Raw genomic sequence first — 17,967 nt, forward strand, 5'->3', positions numbered from 1 at the left:
ATCAAGGCTTTGTTGGGTTTCGCTTGCACTCAACCCAACCTACATTTCTTCTTAACTGAACCGTATTGGACTATAATGTTGGGTTTCGCTGTCGCTACACCCAACCTACAAAACTACAGTTCTCAAAGTAGACGTGGTTTAGATTGAAATCCAAAATTCTTTTCAATTCCCAATTCCCAATTCCCAATCCCCATTGCCCCTTATCCCCAGAGGGGACCCCACCTTCCCCAATCCCCAATCCCCAACAAACAACACCCAAGAAGGTTAAAATAGAGTGTAGCTTGTTTGGCAAAACAGAGGGTTCTAAAGCGTGCTGTCTACACTCCTTGCTGATTTTCGCATTATCTTTGAACGTGATCCAGCTGCCCGTAACTGGTTGGAAGTATTGTTTTGCTACCCTGGTTTACAAGCTCTGCTATTTCATCGGCTGGCTCATTGGTTGCATCATGTTGGTATTCCCTTTATACCCCGTTTAATTTCCCATGTTGCCCGATTTTTAACCGGAATTGAAATTCACCCTGGTGCTGTGATTGGTAAAAGTGTATTTATTGATCATGGGATGGGGGTTGTTATTGGTGAAACAGCCATTGTAGGAGATTATACGCTGATTTACCAAGGTGTCACTCTGGGTGGTACTGGCAAGGAAAGTGGTAAACGCCACCCGACTTTGGGTGAAAATGTTGTAGTTGGTGCAGGTGCAAAAGTATTAGGTAATATCCAAATCGGTAATAATGTACGTATTGGTGCTGGTTCAGTTGTTTTGAGAGATGTACCTTCTAATTGCACTGTTGTTGGTATACCAGGTCGCATTATTTATCGTTCAGGCGTGCGCGTCGCTCCATTGGAACACAGTAATTTACCAGACTCGGAAGCAGAAGTAATTCGCGCTTTAGTGGATCGCCTCGAGTTGTTAGAAGAACAGATACAAAGCCTACAGCAAAACCAGTCAGATACCAAAACTCTTGTTTTAGTAAGTCAATTATCTACCCAAAACGAGGGTGAAAAATTACAAGATGGTGTGTGTTGCAATCTCAGAGATAAAGCTATTCAAGAGTTTCTGGACGGAGCCGGAATTTGAAATTTAGTTGCTAGTTATTAGTTGATGATGGGCGTATTTAGCATTTAGGAAATGTTAAATACGCCTTCTTATTTGCATAATTATTGTATAATATTTGACGTTCCTGTACTTGTTGTTAGAAATGCTCGATCATGTACAAATAAAAGATATCAGTAATTTTCTACATCAATTATTAGTTAATAACTTGATAATCGCCTGACAGTGAATAGCTAATTAATATAAATGCAGTTAATATTTGTTTGGTAATTGATAATATTTAATTTTGGATATATACTATGTATTCTGATATATGTATATCAGATTTGATTAACAAATCAGTACTCTTGACATTATCTGTTCCCTATTATTTGTAACCTTTGTTGATGAGTGAGTTCATAAATCAAACTGCATTACCGTAGATTTATGTTTGTATTTAAAGGCTAGATTGAAGTTTATAACTCTTAAAGTGAGGGGTGCCAGGTAATTAAAATAAAAGGGTGCGATACATCTATTCAATAATCATAGAGTTCTGATTAAGCTTATCCCCGACAGGAGATAAGTACTTTTGCTCGATATCGATAACTAAGGGGAGTATCCCAATTTTTTCAATATACCGCTAAGGATTTAAACCCTTGGCTCATAGCACAAGTCGTCTTTATACGACTCAAAAAAATTAAGCAGTCTGCTTAAGCAGATTTTAGTTATGAGACTGCGATCGCGATCGCAGGCAGGTTTTTTGAATATTTGGGATGCTGCCGATAACTGAGTATATACAGCATGGAATCACATCAATAATTCCATGCATAATTTTCATGAAAAATATCTGGGGCTGCTACTAAACATAAACTTAATTTCAAGTATAAAATTTTTACAATGTTGACTCCTTTATCTGTCAGATCCATAGATCTGCCAATAGCTATTTACAAAATAGAAAATAGCGATGATCTAGCAAAATATATTCAGATTTGTAGTCGTGAGCAAATTTCCGGGCGGCTGGATTTTACTTTTTCAGGCAACCAAACAGCAATATGGAGTTTATTTTTTCACCAGGGTTGTTTAATTTGGAGCGCCGGTGAATTACATCCGTTGCGTCGTTGGAATCGACAACTACATCAACACTGTCCACATTTAGCTGCTGATTTGTGCCAACAAAAAACAGAGCGTCCTCAGAATTGGGATTATGGTTCTTTAGTAAATCAGGTAAAACAGGGAAAAATATCGCCAGGAAAACTAGCAGCAATTATCGGAGGAAACATATTAGAGATTCTGTTCGATATTATCCAGGCGGTACATTTACCCCGCCAAAATGGAGAAATGCAACTTGCTTACAGCAAATTTCCACAAGACCTAGTTGACTCAAAATTGCTTTCCCTCCAGCTTGATCAAGCTTGGCAACATGCATTCAAAGCTTGGACAATCTGGCAAAAAGCTGGTTTAGCCGGCTTCTCTCCTAATCTGGCTCCCGTGATTTGGGACAACGAAGGACTGCAACAACATACCTCACAGTCTGTTTACAAAAATCTGACCACGATGGCCAATGGCAATTGGACACTAAGAGATTTAGCTGCCAAGTTAAGACAACCCCTAGTACCCTTAACGCAGTCGATCATGCCTTATGTCAACCAAGGCATGATCGGATTAACCCACGTTGGAGACATCAACTTCTACGTTAAGCCCGTCACTGGCTCCCTAATTGCCTACATCGAAGATAGTCGATTTGATAGCGAGATGATGGGGCGTATTCTTGCCCCTGCTGGCTATCGATTTATTAATATTAGAGACTCCATACAAGCACTCCCAATGTTGCTAGAGCATAAACCTGATTTAATTTTTTTGGATTTACTTATGCCTGTAGCAAACGGCTATGAAGTGTGCGCTCAAATCCGCCGTATTTCATCATTTAAAAACATCCCGATAATTATTATTACCAGCAGTGATGGTATTGTTGATCGGGTGCGGGCAAAAATCGTTGGTTCTTCAGGGTTTTTAGCAAAGCCAATCGAGCCTGTAAAGGTGTTATCTGCTTTGCGGCAATATTTACCAGCTTCGCCTTTATCTGCTTAATAGGGATAACTAGGGGTGTAGGGGAATAGGGGTATAAGGGTGTAGGAGACTCCACCCTTAAATTAAGGGATGAGGTTTTAAACAAAAACACCGTGTTTTTCGCACTATGGATCTCAAAACACATCTTTTTGTTTTTTCTCCTTCAAAGGAGAGGCTTCTAACCAAGATTTGGAACTCATGTTTCCCTTACACCCCTATACCCTTAACCCCTTACCCCCGTCCCAAAGGGACTTGGTCACGTATCACAATAAAAATATGATCACGGTTCTTTTAGTTGAAGATAGTTTGACAGAAACGGAAGTACTGACTCATTATCTTAGGCAAGCTGGTCTATCAGTAGTCAGTGCCACAAATTGTGAAGAAGCTCGAATTAAGCTCAGTCAGCAAAAACCGGATCTGGTAATTGTCGATGTCATTTTACCTGGGCAGAGTGGCTTTGAACTTTGCCGTGAACTAAAGACTCATACTAGTACTTCCCAAATTCCGGTTGTGATTTGCTCGACAAAGGGAACAGAAGTTGACAAACTTTGGGGCGCGATGTTGGGGGCGGATGCTTATCTCCCCAAACCAGTAGATCAAAAAGAATTGACAAACACTGTCTTGCGCTTAACAACTGTGTAGGAGATGCAATGATGCAATCATCTGACTCACAGCTAATAGCAAGCAACAGCCTGGAAGCATTGATATTAGATCCACTTCCCCCTGACACTAGAGTGCGTCTACTCCGCTTCCCTTTAGGAATCCAAAACAGCGTGCTGTTACCTTTAGAGCAAATCGCCAAAATTATCCAAATCAATTTGGCAGAAATTCTGCCTATTCCGGATATGCCAGATTGCATCATCGGAATTTGCAACTGGCGGGGAGAAATGCTTTGGCTGTTGGATTTTAACAACTTTGTTGGTTATCCATCCCTATGGCAGTTGCAGCCAATTTCAACTGCCATAGCAGTCATAGTAGTGCAAATCAATCACCAATCACTTGGAATTGCAGTCCAACAAGTCAACGACATTGAATTACACGACTTAGAGCAACTGCAAGTAGTGCCATTTGGATTATTTCCACCTGATCTTATACCACTGATCCAAGGAATTCTACCTGGGTGCAGCGATGCTGTCTTAGACCTCCAAGCCATTATTCATTGCCCTCTATGGAAAAACCATCAGGAGAGAGAGCCTTAAATTCTCCAATTGCACGATTCATGAAGCAACTCATGAAAAGTGATACCCAAGACAACCAAGAAATTACCGAACAAACTGAAGATTTAACCCAGGATGTCAATTCACCACCCTTATATCAATTGGACGACGTTAATCAAAATGCAACTATGCAGAACTTAGAGCGATCAGAATCAAGATTCAACCCTGTTTTTTTTGGTAACTCATCATTCAGAAGTAGTGGCAGCAGTGATTTACCATCCCGGAGCCAAAATTCTCTCAGTCTGGATTGGTTGTTTACCATTGCCAACCAAATGCGCCAGACAGAAACAATTGATACTCTGTTCGCAACTGTAGTTACTCAAATCCAGCAATACTTGCAATTGGATAGAGTATTATTATACCGCATTCAGACCCAAAACCAAGGTATTGTCTTAGCAGAGTCGATGGTTAATGGCTATACACCCACCCTGAAGGAATCTTTACCGATAATTGCCTTTGGAGCCAACCAGCCAGAGGACTATCAGCAACAACCATTTATTGCAATTGACGATATTGCCAATACATCTCTGACTTCCTACCAAGGCCAACTGCTCAAACAGTTTCAGGTGCAAGCCAGCCTAAGCTTACCAATATTTGTGAGAGATAAATTATTTGGTTTGTTGGTAGTGCAACAATGTTCCCATCCCCGCCAATGGGAAGCCCAGGAAATCAGCCTACTCTACCAGATTGTGACGGAACTGAGGCTAAGTTTGCAGTCATTAATTTTTCGCAACGAACAGCAAGCATTAACCCGCGTCAGCGAAAAGACCCGCCAGACAATGGATTTGGAAAACATTTTCCAGACTACAACTAGGGAGCTACAGAAACTCTTCAACGTCGAGCGAGTTGCTATTTACAAGTTCCACTCAGACTATTTCGGAGATTTTGTCTTTGAGTCTAAACCTGTGAATTTACACTCAATAGTTGGTCAGACTTGGAAAGATACTTATCTTCAGCAGCATCAAGGTGGTCGATTTCGCGACAATCAACCCTACGTAGTAGATGATGTTAACCGTATTGTTGGTGGTAGTAGTTGTTATTTAGAAGCCTTTGAGAACTTCGATATTAAAGCTTGTGCGATCGCTCCGATTTTTGTTGGACAAGAACTTTGGGGTTTGCTCTGTGCTTATGAACACAGCGATTCTAGACACTGGCTAGAGGATGAAATTAAACTCCTGACTCAGTTTAGTAGTCATTTGGGAGTAGCTTTACAGCAGATAGAGTTGTTGGAAGAAAAGATTAAAACAGCAAAGTATAAACAGTCACTTCCCACTATCATCCAAAAGATGAACTCTGCCTCATACATAGACCGCACTTGCGAAATCGCCGTGCAAGAAGTGCGACAATTATTGGGTGTAGAGCGAGTCGCCATTTATAAATTTCGCCCAGACTATTTCGGTGACTTTATTTTTGAGTCCGAGTCTGGTGGCTGGCCCAAGCTGGTGGGTAGCGCTTGGGAAGACACCTATATCCAAGAACACCAGGGTGGCAGATTTCGCAACAACGAACCATATGTGATTAATAACGTCTACACTGCTGGTTTGACTGATTGCCATTTAACAACCTTAGAGTACTTTGGCGTTAAATCCTGCCTGATTGTTGCTATTAAACAGGGAGAAAAACTCTGGGGTTTATTAAGTGCATTTCAACACAGCAAATTTAAGCATTGGCTAGAAATTGATGTCACCTTGCTCAGTGGGATTGCTCAACAGTTAGGCGAAACTCTGCAAAATCGAGAATACATTTTACAGCTAGAGACACAAGCCACGCAGATGGCTAAAGCTGCTCAAATAGACCACGCAGTCGCCCAACTTATTCCTAAGATTCTCCAGTCCCAGAGCTTGAACACTATTTTTCGCATTACCAGCCAAGCAGTTAGGCTATTACTGAAATGCGATCGCGTCGCCATCTATCGTTATCATACCGATGGCAGTAGCGAGCTGGTTACAGAGTCAGTAATCAAAGGCTTGGATACTTGGCAACAGTCCCATACAGCAGCTGTCTTTGCAAACCCAGAAGATTTGCATCGCCACCGTGAAAGCTTAGTGGTGAATAATATTTATACTTCTGGTTATGCTCCAGATGCGATCGAAAATTTGGAAGCAATAGAAGTTAAAGCTTATGTAATCACACCTATTTTCAAAGGTAACAATCTCTGGGGTCTACTCGGCGTTTATCAAAGCAGTGAACCTCGTTCATGGTTAGATGTTGAAGTCAGAGCTTTGAAACAAATTTCCGTGCAGATAGATGTAGCAATGCGGCAAATAGACTACATCGAACAACTGCAAACTACATCAGAACAGTTGACCAAGACAGCTGAACGAGAACATTTAATTGCTAAGACAATTGATCGAATTCGCCAGTCCCTCGATTTACAGAAAACCTTTCAAACCACGGCGAGAGAAATCCGTAATTTCATGGAAGTTGACCGCGTTGCCCTCTTCAAATTTGACAGCGCATCTAACTACCGCGACGGAGAAACCATTGCCGAAGATGTCAGACCAGGTTATGTTTCAGCCTTAGCAGTCAAAGTCACAGATCATTGCTTCAGCAAACAGATGGCTGAACAATACAGAAAGGGACGCTTCTGTGTCATCGATGATATTTATCAAGCAGATATCCCGAATTGTTATATCGATGTTCTTTCTCAATTTCAGGTACGAGGTAACTTAGTTGTACCCTTACTTAAAGGGGAAGAACTTTGGGGATTATTTTGCATCCACCAGTGTAGCGGGCCTCGCCATTGGCAGGAAACAGATGTCGAATTTGTCAAACAAATTGCTGCTCAACTCAACATTGCTATCCAGCAAGGAGAGTATATAAAGCAACTGCAACAGCAATCACAGCAATTAGCGGAAGTTGCTTATCGAGACAAGAGTGTCAAAGAACAACTGCAACAGGAAGTGATTCAATTACTTACAGCAGTCCGACCTGCATTAGCAGGTAATCTCACCGTCCGCGCTCCTGTGACAGATACAGAGGTGGGTACTGTTGCTGATGCCTATAACAACACGATTAGCAGCTTACGGCAAATCGTCACCCAAATGCAAAGCGCTGCAAATCAGGTAACTCAAATCTCTCAAGGAAATGGCTCTGCGATTACTAAGCTTGCAGCTCAAGCCCAAGAGCAATTCCAAGCTCTCGAACAAGCCCTCGAACAAATTCAGATGATGGTTAGCTCGACCACAGCAGTAAAAATGAATGCTCAGGAAGTTGAAGCCGCAGTCCAACAAGCAAACCAGACTGTGATGGCAGGGGATGCAGCCATTGACCGCACTGTTGATGAGATGGAAGAGATCCGAGAAACAGTGATCGAAACCAACCAGCGACTGCTGCGCCTTTCCGAATCATCTCAGAAAATTTCCAAAGTCGTTAACTTGATCAGTGGGTTTACAACCCAAACTCAACTGCTAGCTTTGAATGCATCAATCGAAGCTACCCGCGCCGGAGAGTTTGGGCGTGGTTTTAGCGTCGTTGCTGACGAAGTGCGATCGCTCGCTCGTCAGTCTGCAAATGCAGCTACTGAAATTGAGGAACTCGTGCAGGAAATTCAACTGAATACAGTAGAAGTTTCTAGGGCCATGGAAATAGGTATTCAACAGGTAGCATCAGGAACTACTGTTGTGAATGAAGCTCGTCAGAATCTCAATGCGATCGTCAACGCCACAACTCAAATTAGCCAACGAGTCACGGGTATCACTCAGACAACCCAACAACAGACCCAGCAATGTCAATTAGTGACTCAAATCATGACAAAAGTTGCAGCCATTGCCAACAAAACCTCTAAAGATTCTCTAACAATTTCCGCATCTTTCAAAGAACTACTAGCAACAGCCCAAGACCTCCAATCCAAAAGCGAACAATTCAAAGTCAATTAAGTCAATGACTTTTGTTTAGTTGGTTGTTAGTCAATGGTCAAGTGTCAATGGTCATTGGTCATTGGTCATTGGGCATAATTAAGAAATTTTTGACTTTTGACTTACCCTTCGGGAAGTCGCTTGCGCGTCTATGACTTTTGACTTGTTTTGTCCCCAATCCCCCAGATAGTAAATCCAAATTCCAAAATTGCATGTCCCTAGACCCGACTATTCGTGAGCAAACGTATCCATACTTTCTGCAAGAAGCACCAGAACTTTTACAAGCTTTGGAACAAGGTTTGTTGAACCTGAGAGAAAATTGTGATATCAATCAAGTCAATGACTTGATGAGGGCTACCCACACTTTGAAAGGAGCAGCAACGAGCGTGGGATTAGAAACCATTGCCACGGTAGCTCATTCTTTAGAAGATATTTTTAAAGCCCTGTGTCAACCCAATGTGGTCATTGATCCAGAAGTTGAAGCCTTACTATTTGAGGGATTTGAATGTCTGCGACTCCCTTTAGTTGCTGAACTGACTGGTGGTTCGGTGAATCAGGCTGAAATTTTAGATCGAACTGCTGCTATCTTTGCCCGACTGCAAGAAAAATTAGGAGACTTTTTTGCTCAGGAAGCACACCTTCCGACCTCAGCCGAGTTAGGCTTCGATTTGACCCAATCCCTATTTGAAGTGGGCGTGACTCAGCGCTTAGAGCAAATTGCCACGATTTTAGACAATGGTCAGCCCGAAGAAATCGCCTCCCGATTGCGGACTCAAGCTGAAGTTTTCCTGGGTTTAGCTGAGTCTTTGAATCTATCGGGATTTGGAGCGATCGCCCAAACAGTACTTAGTGCTTTGGACAACCACCCCCACCAAGCAGTAGTCATCGCTGAACTTGCTCTCAAAGACTTACAAGCCGGACAAGCGGCGGTACTAGCAGGCGATCGCGTCCAAGGTGGTGAACCTTCGAGTGAGTTACAACAACTTGCTATGCAAACCACTGAGTCTGAGACACTTTTTTTGACCTCTGTCTCTGAAACCGACGATGAGCAAAAAATTCCCTCTATAGAAAGCATCTGGGGGCAACAGACAAGCCCAATTGAGCCAATTTTCAACCAACACTTAGAAGCATTTACACAATTAGAACCAGATGCGAACTGGGAGCAAGACCTCAGTCCCGTCTACAATTACCCTGAACCGAAGCAATCGATTAGTCCTATAAATCCTCTACCTGTCAAAGATCAAGTTTCACCATCTCCTACAGTCCGGGTGAGTGTTAAGCATCTAGACGAACTCAATTACTCGATTGGAGAATTAGTCACTAACCAAAATCACCAGTCGCTTCAGATCGAACAGCTACAAGCTAGCAATAAAACCCTTCTCAACCAAATAAAACAGCATCAAAAACTTCTCATTCAACTTCAAGACCAGTACAAGCGTCAGATGAGCTTGCTAGAGCGATCGCAAACTACTGCCAAATCCTCTAGCAAAAAAGCCCGCCAAGCCTCTAAGAATATCCGATCTTCAGGAATTGTGCCTACTCACTCTCATTCGTGGACACAAAAGCACAGTGACAGTGCTTACCTGATTCAGTCACTTCTAGATCATACGGTGCAACTAGCAGAAACTGCTGAAGCTATTGATCTGCTGAATCGATCCTCTCAGCAAACATCAGAAAAACAGCAGCAACTGCTGAACATCACTAAAGGTACCTTAATCGAAGCCCGGATGTTAACTCTAGGTGAGATATTTGGTCGCTTTCCCCAGATTCTGCAACAGCTAGAAACCCTCTACAATAAGCCGATCTCGTTGCAACTGTATGGAAATGAAGTTCTAGTCGATAAGGCTGTAGCAGAAAAGCTATTTGACCCCTTACTACACCTAGTACGCAATGCCTTTGATCATGGTATTGAACCTGTAACAGTGCGTCAACAGCGAGGTAAACCAGAAAAGGGTGAAATCACAATTTCCGCCTATCACCAAAGCAAATACCTGGTAATTGAAGTACAGGATGACGGAAATGGTTTAGATTTCGATCAGATCCGACAACGAGCAATAGAACGACAACTTATCTCTGTTGAAGAGGTAAATCATCTGAATCAGACTCAGCTGACTAATTTATTGTTTGAACCGGGTTTTTCCACAGCGTCCCAAGTCAATGACCTCTCTGGGCGTGGTATTGGACTTGATGTCGTGCGGAACCAGTTAAAATCTCTTCAGGGCGAAATCACAGTTAATTCTGAACTACATCAGGGTACGAAATTCATATTGCAGATTCCTTTAAGTTTGACGATCGCTCAGTTATTGATCTGTGGGGTTGGTTGCAGAAACTATGCTTTTGTTGATGATGCTGTTGAACAAATTCTGATTCCTACACCTAGTCAGATTCAAGAGCGCAATGGTAACAAATTTCTCCGATGGGGTAAGGAGATGGATCAAAAATTAGTGTCAATTTACTCACTTGCGAGTATTCTAAATTACAATTCTCCGACTTTTCCCCTTTCTTATCCCCCCACCCCTGCTCTCCCACACTCCATACTATTGATTCGTTGTCAAGATCAACTTTTGGGCTTAGAAGTCGAGCAACTCATTGGAGAGCAGGAATTGGTGATTCGTCCTTTGGGAGCAATGATTGCAGCACCTAATTATGTTCACGGTGCTAGTATTATGGCTGACGGTGAGTTGGCGTTGGTGATAGATGGGGGAATATTACTACAGAAAATTCTTGCGAAACAGCACGATGACCAAATTTCGAGAATTTGGGCAAAATCAGTACCCTCGTTGCTTCCACAAAGTTCTCAACAAGCACTGCTGTCTCAGTCTCATACTGTCATACCAGCACTCTCTGCTTCAGAGTCTGATCCCAAAGCAAGTGCAAGAATTTTGATCGTCGATGACTCATTAACTACACGCCAATCTGTAGCGATCGCTCTTCAAAAATCTGGCTACTGTGTATTTCAAGCACAGGATGGTCACAAAGGAATCGAGCAGTTTCAGCACCTCAGCGACATTCAACTGGTAATCTGTGATATCGAAATGCCTCGGATGAACGGATTTGAATTTCTCCGATCCCGTCAACAAATTCCTGGTTTAGCAGATATTTCCGTGTTAATCCTGTCATCTCAAAGTAGCGAAGAACACCGCTCGCTGGCTTTGCAATTAGGAGCTACTGCATACATGACCAAGCCCTATATGGAACAAAAACTATTAGCTATGGTGGCAAATCTGCTTGAGAAGGACGCATGAAAATTATCCAAAATCAGTCCCCAGCAGAAAAGTTTATTACTTTTACAGTGGCAGATTACTGCTTGGCGCTACCAATTAAAGCTGTATTAAAGGTTGTGACTTGTCCTGTTGGAGATAATCACAAACTCAGTAAAATGGGACTAATCCAGATTGGTCGCCACATAATTCGAGTTTTAGATTTGCATCAGTACTTAGGCATAGAAAGTGTACATCAATTACCACAAAGCCAATCTTTTTTACTAATTACGCCCATTTCTCAAGCAGAACTCTGCGGAATTCTCATATATGAACCACCCGATTTGATAGAGTTGTCCCTAGAAATGATGCAGCCACTATCACAGTCTTACTATCAGTCTGGTTTGCTGAAGATTGTTAGTCACGCTGTTGTCGTTGCACAAGAAAAAGCTACAAAAACTATTTTTTTATTAGACTTGCAATTAGCACTCCACCACACCAACTTTGCTGGGTGATGGGAGGTTTGTAGTGTAGACGCTCGTAAGAGCGGCTACTTACCCTACGGGAACCCCTTCGGGGAACAGAAGCCACTACTCTACGAGAAGCCGGACTTCGTCCGTCTACGTGTCTACCCGTAGGGTGGACTTTAGTCCTCTAGGAGCGCTGAAGCGCTCACTACGAACTCTATTATCAATATAAAATAGCAAGCGATCTCATGGATTAATAGCCTGTATAGACCATTCTTTTTGCTGATCATCGTAGCGATAGAGCCAGCGATTTTGTGGTTCACCACGCAATTCTAGATGGTCTACTTTGAATGGGTCTAGTAGTAGCAAACAAAAATTTGGTAATGGATGTACTGGATCAGGTTGTGGTAGAACAAAAGCTTTCTGATCCTCCATTTTCCTGGGTTTACCAGGATGAGGCCAAGCAAACTGTATACGTGCAGGATCACTCAGTTCTTGCCAAGTATTCATCCGGGCTTGTTGTAATATTGGGTCAAAATAATCACTTCTCACCAGAGTTAAACAGCCACTTATCCGAAATTGTTCGCGTGTGTTAGGAAAATACCAACAAACTTCTGCCCAAGGTTTTAGTAGGATTTGAGTAGCTTTTTCACTACGGTCATCAGTAATAAATTTGAGCTGATTGGTATCTTCTAAAAAGCCACGAAATACCACAGTCCGATTAGTAGGACGACCATCATCTTTAACTGTTGCGAGTTGTAAGTAACGAGCGTAAACAAGGCTGCGGTTGCGATGAAGAGCGCGAGCGATCGCACTTCGCCAAGGAGCAATAGACATAAGTTACAGCCCCAGATACTCCTGTATATATTGATTAACTAATTCCGGTCGTTCCTGCTGTACCCAGTGGCTACAGTTAGGAATATATTTAATTTGCAAATCTCTCACGTAAGCTTCTGTACCGTAAGTTAATTCTTTACCAAGTGCGGTATCGCTTTCACCCCAAATCATTAACGTTGGTACTTCTAAAATTCCCAAACTTTTATTAAACATTTGGTCTTGAAAAATATTGCGATAATAATTCAACATTGCTGTCAATGAACCGCGTTTAGCAGCAGCATTTTTATAAGCTTCAATATCAGATTTGCTAAAAGCATTTTTATCAACAGCCATACCTTGAAAAGCATTTTCAATCAGTTGATAATCCCATGATTGAATTAGGACTTCTGGTAGCCAAGGTAGTTGAAATAAAAACATGTAAGAGCTTTTGAGCAATTGAGCAGGTGTACGTAATCCTTCAGCTAACTTGGCTGGATGAGGAATATTTAGTACAACTAATCGCTCTACCATTTCTGGATAAGTATAGGCAAAACACCAAGCGATCGCACCACCCCAATCATGACCAACCAAAACACACTTTTCGTATCCTAATCCCTCAATCAAACCCTTAATATCTCGAATAAATTCATCCATTCTGTAAGCAGATTGCTCTTTGGGTTTGTCGCTGTCATTGTACCCACGCAAATCTACAGCCACGACTTTAAAATACTTCGCAAATTCAGGAATTTGATGCCGCCACGAATACCAAAATTCAGGAAAGCCATGCAACATCAACATCAATGCTCCTTCTCCCTGAGTCACATAATGCAGCTTAATTCCATTAGTAGTTATATAATCGTGTTGCCAATTAGCGTCTATCACAGGCATGACTCATTCGCCTCCATATAAATATTTATCGTTTGAGCTAATTACTATTTATTTCAATGAATTAATAGGAAATAAGTATTGTTTTAACGGGCGAAAACTAACTATATTTTCTAATTTTATATTTAAGATAACACAATTTATTTTATTTAGTAAATATCTAAATTAATAAAATAATTTTAATTGCTTACCTCCCTACTGGATGATTTTAGCTTCTTAGTAGTAGCCTTTGGGAAGCCACTTGACATCTACATTAAAAAGTAAAGAGATAATTTTCTCGCAACAAGTTAAATTCATAAATCAGTCTCTTGAAAATCTGCAATTCTCCTTAAGATGGATGAAAATCATAGCTTAACCTTGATAAAACCATAGCTATAATTATATTCAAACAACTATGACCCAGCAATTAATACACCATCCATCAACTTGGATTGAGCGCCTAGCTAGATTTGGTTATATATCCAAAGGAATAGTATACGCTGTTGTCGGATTTCTTGCATTGCAAGCAGCAGTCGGAAGCGGTGGAAAAACCACAAGTTCTCAGGGCGCACTTCAAGAAATAGTCAAACAGCCATTCGGTCAAATTTTACTAGCTTTAATAGCAATTGGCTTAATCGGATATGTGATTTGGCGTTTTGTAGAAGCGATAAAAGATCCAGAAAATAATGGAACAGATGCCAAAGGAATAGCAAAAAGAATTGGTTATGCAATTAACGGCTTTATTTATGCTGGTTTAGCTTTGACTGCTATCAAACTTGCTCTTGGCACTGGTGGAAATAGTAATAGTAACTCTACACAAGATTGGACAGCACGTATACTTTCTCAACCCTTTGGTCAATGGCTCATTGGAACTATTGGAGCATTGATCATTAGTCTAGGATTCTATCAGTTTTATCAAGCTTTTAGTAAACAAATTCGTAAAAAACTCAACATCACAGAATTGAGCAACACAGAACGTAAATGGGTAATGACTATTTGCAGATTTGGCGTAGCTGCGCGGGGTGTTGTATTCTGCATTATTGGCTGGTTTTTGATTCAAGCAGCAACCCAGTATGATCCAACTCAAGCAGGAGGTTTAGACCAAGCATTACAAACCCTAGCGCAACAGCCTTATGGACCTTGGCTTTTGGGTATCGTGTCATTAGGTTTGATTGCTTATGGCGTATATATGGTAGTGCAAGCACGCTATAGTCAGCTAGCAACAAATTAAATCAAAATTCTTTGTGTCTTGGTGTCTTAGTGGTTAAATATTTCTTCAACACCAAGGCACATAGATATGCTAGCGGCTTTCCGTAAGGTAGACACTAAGTATACTAAAAATATGGCAATTATTGAAATTCGAGGTGTTTGGCTGACTACTACTGATAGCAAGGTTCTGCATTCTCAGGAACGCATTGCAGAAGCGATGGATTTTCTCGCCGAGACAGGTTTTAATGTTGTCTTTCCAGTTGTTTGGGGTAAGGGAGCAACACTATATCCGAGTCAAGTAATGCAACAGACCTTCGGTACAGAAATTGATTCATCATTTTTGGGACGTGACTCGTTAGCAGAAGTAGTAACCGCCGCCCATCGAGTTGGTCTTAAAGTCATTCCTTGGTTTGAATATGGATTCGCTAGTTCCTACAAAATGAATGGCGGATCAATGTTAGCGAAAAAACCAGAATGGGCTGCACGTGATTGCAATGGTAATTTACTCAAGAAAAATGGCTTCGAGTGGTTGAATTCTCTCAACCCAGAAGTCCAAAATTTCATGTTGAGTTTAATCCTAGAAGTTGTACGAAATTACGAAGTTGATGGTATTCAAGGTGACGATCGCCTACCTGCATTACCTTGCGAAGGCGGTTATGACCAATTCACTGTAAAACTTTACAACCAGCAGTTTGGTAAAAATCCCCCACGAAATCCCAAAGATGATCAGTGGTTAAAGTGGCGTGCTGACATGCTGACAGAATTTCTGGCTCGTTTATATCAATCAGTCAAAGCAATAAATCCGAATTTAATAGTCTCAATGGCTCCTAGTATTCCTGGTTGGGGATTCCAAGAATATTTGCAAGATTCACAGACTTGGTTAGAACGAGGGCTAGTTGATATCTTGCATCCACAAATATATCGGCGTGATATTTTTAGTTATCGATGTACACTTGAGCAGTTAATCAACAAGCAATTATCGAGTAAAGAATTAGCAAGATTAGCACCAGGAATCTTAATGAAAATAGGTTCCTATCAAATCAGTGCTAAACAACTTTTACAGGTAATTGAATTTAATCGTAATTGCGGGATGGCAGGAGAAGTATTCTTTTTCTATGAAGGTTTGCGAGCAAATAATAATGCTCTGGCGGAGGTATTACGAAAAGGGCCTTATGCTCAATTAGCGACTTTCCCTACTGTTGCGGATTTAAATAGACCGAGTGCGGATAGAATAGAATTGTCTTCTATGTGGCAAAGATTACTGAGATTTTTTAAAGCTATTTTTTAGAGGCAATAGTTGTGGATTATCAATCGCAAGTTGATCAAAATATAGAGATTCTACGACAGGATTTACCGACATTATTTGAGAAAGATATTTCCTACGATATTTATACACAAAATATATATTTTCAAGACCCAGTTAATAAATTTAAAGGCAAAATAAATTACCGCATTATCTTCTGGACTTTACGTTTTCATGCTCGCTTATTTTTCAGCGAGATTTATTTTGACTTACATGATGTATCTCAGTCAGCCGAAGATATCATCCTCGCAACATGGACTGTGCGTGGTGTGTTACGTGTTCCCTGGAAAGCACAGATATTTTTCAATGGCTATTCTACCTATAAACTCAATCAAGATGCTTTAATTTACGAGCATATCGATACTTGGGATAGAAAACCTGGAGAAATTTTACAGCAGTTTTTTCGTAAAGGGAAAAATTAGAAGTCGTAGGTTTTTAGTCAGCACTAAAGCGCTTCAATAAGCACTAAAGTGCTTACTACGAACAGAAACGAAAAATTACTTCTGTTTTATCCGTAAGGAATGGGAGAGGACTGGTAGTTAGTATTATCACCATTGCTTATTCTCTATAAACAAATACAAGCTAACTTCCTGTCAATCAGGCTTGATTAATTATGCGAATTTCTTATGCTGCAATTTTTACTTTAGCCACTTTAGCCACTAGCAATGTGACTCAGCAAGCAACTGCTGCACCTACTAATGATTCCCCACAGAATCAAACAACTACAAATGTAGTAGTGCAAACAACCGAAGTCACCTCTACACAAACAAATGCGATCGCATCACCGGAAACAGTTACAGTTTCGCAGTTCTCCCAAAACAATAATTTAGTTGTGACAGCTACGGATGTACAAGTTGTTGGTGCGACACCAGAATTACAGCAGATCATTAGCAAGATAATTAAAACTCAAGTGGGCGGCGAAACTAGCCAAACTCAATTACAACAAGATGTAGCAGCAATTTTAGATACTGGTTTATTTGCTAATGTTAGCGTCAATAGCCAAAGTACCAAAGCGGGTTTAAATGTAGTTTATCAAGTGCAACCAATTATAGTGCGATCGCTCCAATTTCCTGGTGCAAAAGTCCTTAACTATCAAGAAGCTTTAAAACCATTTCAATCTCTAGTCGGTAAACCAATTAGTCCTGCTAACTTACAGCAAGCAGTCCAGCAAATCAATCAATGGTACGCTGACAACGGTGACAAAGTAGCGCGGGTGTTATCAATCACACCCAGTCGTGAAGGAATTTTGAGTGTCAATATCACAGATCCGGAAGATCGCGATCGCAAAATTACCCCTTTCGATGCTCAAGGTAATCCTTTATCTTTTAGTGGTACAGGCATTGACGACTTGACAACTGTATCTTTTAGTGCTGGCAAAGACAACCGGGATCATCCCACTAACCCAACTCAAGGATCTGTTTTACGTTTGCAAACAGAACAATCAATTTCCATCGGTAAGGGTGAAATTTCCATAAATCGCTTAGAGGCGAATTATAGTCGATTTGTGCCAATTAAATTATTTGATTCGCAACAGCCACAAGTATTTGCTGTCAACCTGCAAGCAGGAACTGTGATTGGTGATTCAGCGTCCCAGAAAAAATTTAATTTGGGCGGATCAAATTCTGTACGTGGTTATGATTCTGGTCAACTTGGTAATAGTCGGAGTTACGTATTAGCTTCCGCAGAATACCGCTTTCCTGTGTGGCAAAATTTCGGTGGCGTTTTGTTTGGTGACTTCGCCTCTAATTTAGGTTCTGGTGACACTGTACTAGGGAACCCAGCAGGAGTACATGGTAAACCAGGAATTGGTTTTGGTTACGGCGCAGGTATACGCTTCAATTCACCCTTGGGCTTACTTCGCGCCGACTACGGAATCAATGACCAAGGTGAAAGCAAATTTCACTTTGGTATCGGTCAGCGTTTTTGATCTTCTC

13 protein-coding genes are annotated in these 17,967 nt (G+C 41.2%); 11 read left to right on the forward strand and 2 right to left on the reverse strand.

Annotated features, from left to right (window positions below):
* Positions 1 to 310 precede the first annotated feature (310 nt).
* The 7 genes from cysE to ACE1AT_RS29465 all read left to right on the forward strand — a co-directional run bounded on the left by cysE (position 311) and on the right by ACE1AT_RS29465 (position 11,889).
* Entirely contained in the window at positions 311 to 1,078 is a 768-nt protein-coding gene (gene cysE / locus ACE1AT_RS29435) for a serine O-acetyltransferase (protein ID WP_374874687.1), read from the forward strand.
* Between the two features lie 852 nt (positions 1,079 to 1,930).
* Positions 1,931 to 3,121, forward strand: coding sequence for a response regulator (locus ACE1AT_RS29440; protein WP_374874688.1), 1,191 nt, complete (start codon positions 1,931 to 1,933; stop codon positions 3,119 to 3,121).
* A 255-nt stretch (positions 3,122 to 3,376) separates the two neighbouring features.
* On the forward strand, positions 3,377 to 3,742 hold the full coding sequence (locus ACE1AT_RS29445) for a response regulator transcription factor (RefSeq protein WP_374874689.1): 366 nt from the start codon (positions 3,377 to 3,379) through the stop codon (positions 3,740 to 3,742).
* Positions 3,743 to 3,750: 8 nt separating this feature from the next.
* Positions 3,751 to 4,299: a chemotaxis protein CheW gene (locus ACE1AT_RS29450; RefSeq protein WP_374874690.1), complete on the forward strand. Its 549-nt coding sequence runs from the start codon at positions 3,751 to 3,753 to the stop codon at positions 4,297 to 4,299.
* Between the two features lie 32 nt (positions 4,300 to 4,331).
* Positions 4,332 to 8,195, forward strand: a complete 3,864-nt coding sequence (locus tag ACE1AT_RS29455; RefSeq protein ID WP_374874691.1) for a GAF domain-containing protein — start codon at positions 4,332 to 4,334, stop codon at positions 8,193 to 8,195.
* Positions 8,196 to 8,386: 191 nt separating this feature from the next.
* Complete coding sequence (locus tag ACE1AT_RS29460) at positions 8,387 to 11,419, forward strand: response regulator (RefSeq protein WP_374874692.1); 3,033 nt, start codon at positions 8,387 to 8,389, stop codon at positions 11,417 to 11,419.
* Positions 11,416 to 11,889 (forward strand): chemotaxis protein CheW, encoded by a 474-nt coding sequence (locus ACE1AT_RS29465; RefSeq protein ID WP_374874693.1) that lies wholly within the window; start codon positions 11,416 to 11,418, stop codon positions 11,887 to 11,889. Before ACE1AT_RS29460 ends, ACE1AT_RS29465 begins: the two co-directional genes overlap by 4 nt.
* 198 nt (positions 11,890 to 12,087) lie before the next feature.
* Here the strand turns inward: ACE1AT_RS29465 and ACE1AT_RS29470 are convergent, their stop codons facing one another.
* Together ACE1AT_RS29470 and ACE1AT_RS29475 are read right to left on the reverse strand one after the other, a co-directional pair.
* Positions 12,088 to 12,678 (reverse strand): Npun_F5749 family FMN-dependent PPOX-type flavoprotein, encoded by a 591-nt coding sequence (locus tag ACE1AT_RS29470; RefSeq protein ID WP_374874694.1) that lies wholly within the window; start codon positions 12,676 to 12,678, stop codon positions 12,088 to 12,090.
* 3 nt (positions 12,679 to 12,681) lie between these two features.
* Complete coding sequence (locus ACE1AT_RS29475) at positions 12,682 to 13,545, reverse strand: alpha/beta fold hydrolase (RefSeq protein WP_374874695.1); 864 nt, start codon at positions 13,543 to 13,545, stop codon at positions 12,682 to 12,684.
* A gap of 391 nt (positions 13,546 to 13,936) precedes the next feature.
* Between ACE1AT_RS29475 and ACE1AT_RS29480 the strand changes: the two genes are divergently transcribed.
* The 4 genes from ACE1AT_RS29480 (at position 13,937) to ACE1AT_RS29495 (ending at position 17,960) form a co-directional block, all read left to right on the forward strand.
* On the forward strand, positions 13,937 to 14,752 hold the full coding sequence (locus ACE1AT_RS29480; protein ID WP_374874696.1) for a DUF1206 domain-containing protein: 816 nt from the start codon (positions 13,937 to 13,939) through the stop codon (positions 14,750 to 14,752).
* Positions 14,753 to 14,863: 111 nt separating this feature from the next.
* Positions 14,864 to 16,018, forward strand: a complete 1,155-nt coding sequence (locus ACE1AT_RS29485; RefSeq protein ID WP_374874768.1) for a glycoside hydrolase family 10 protein — start codon at positions 14,864 to 14,866, stop codon at positions 16,016 to 16,018.
* An 11-nt stretch (positions 16,019 to 16,029) separates the two neighbouring features.
* On the forward strand, positions 16,030 to 16,455 hold the full coding sequence (locus ACE1AT_RS29490; protein ID WP_374874697.1) for a DUF2358 domain-containing protein: 426 nt from the start codon (positions 16,030 to 16,032) through the stop codon (positions 16,453 to 16,455).
* Between the two features lie 191 nt (positions 16,456 to 16,646).
* A complete protein-coding gene (locus ACE1AT_RS29495) occupies positions 16,647 to 17,960 on the forward strand; it encodes a BamA/TamA family outer membrane protein (RefSeq protein WP_374874698.1) in 1,314 nt (437 codons plus the stop codon).
* Positions 17,961 to 17,967: the final 7 nt, after the last annotated feature.

Source organism: Pelatocladus sp. BLCC-F211, assembly GCF_041928655.1.
GTDB lineage: Bacteria > Cyanobacteriota > Cyanobacteriia > Cyanobacteriales > Nostocaceae > Pelatocladus.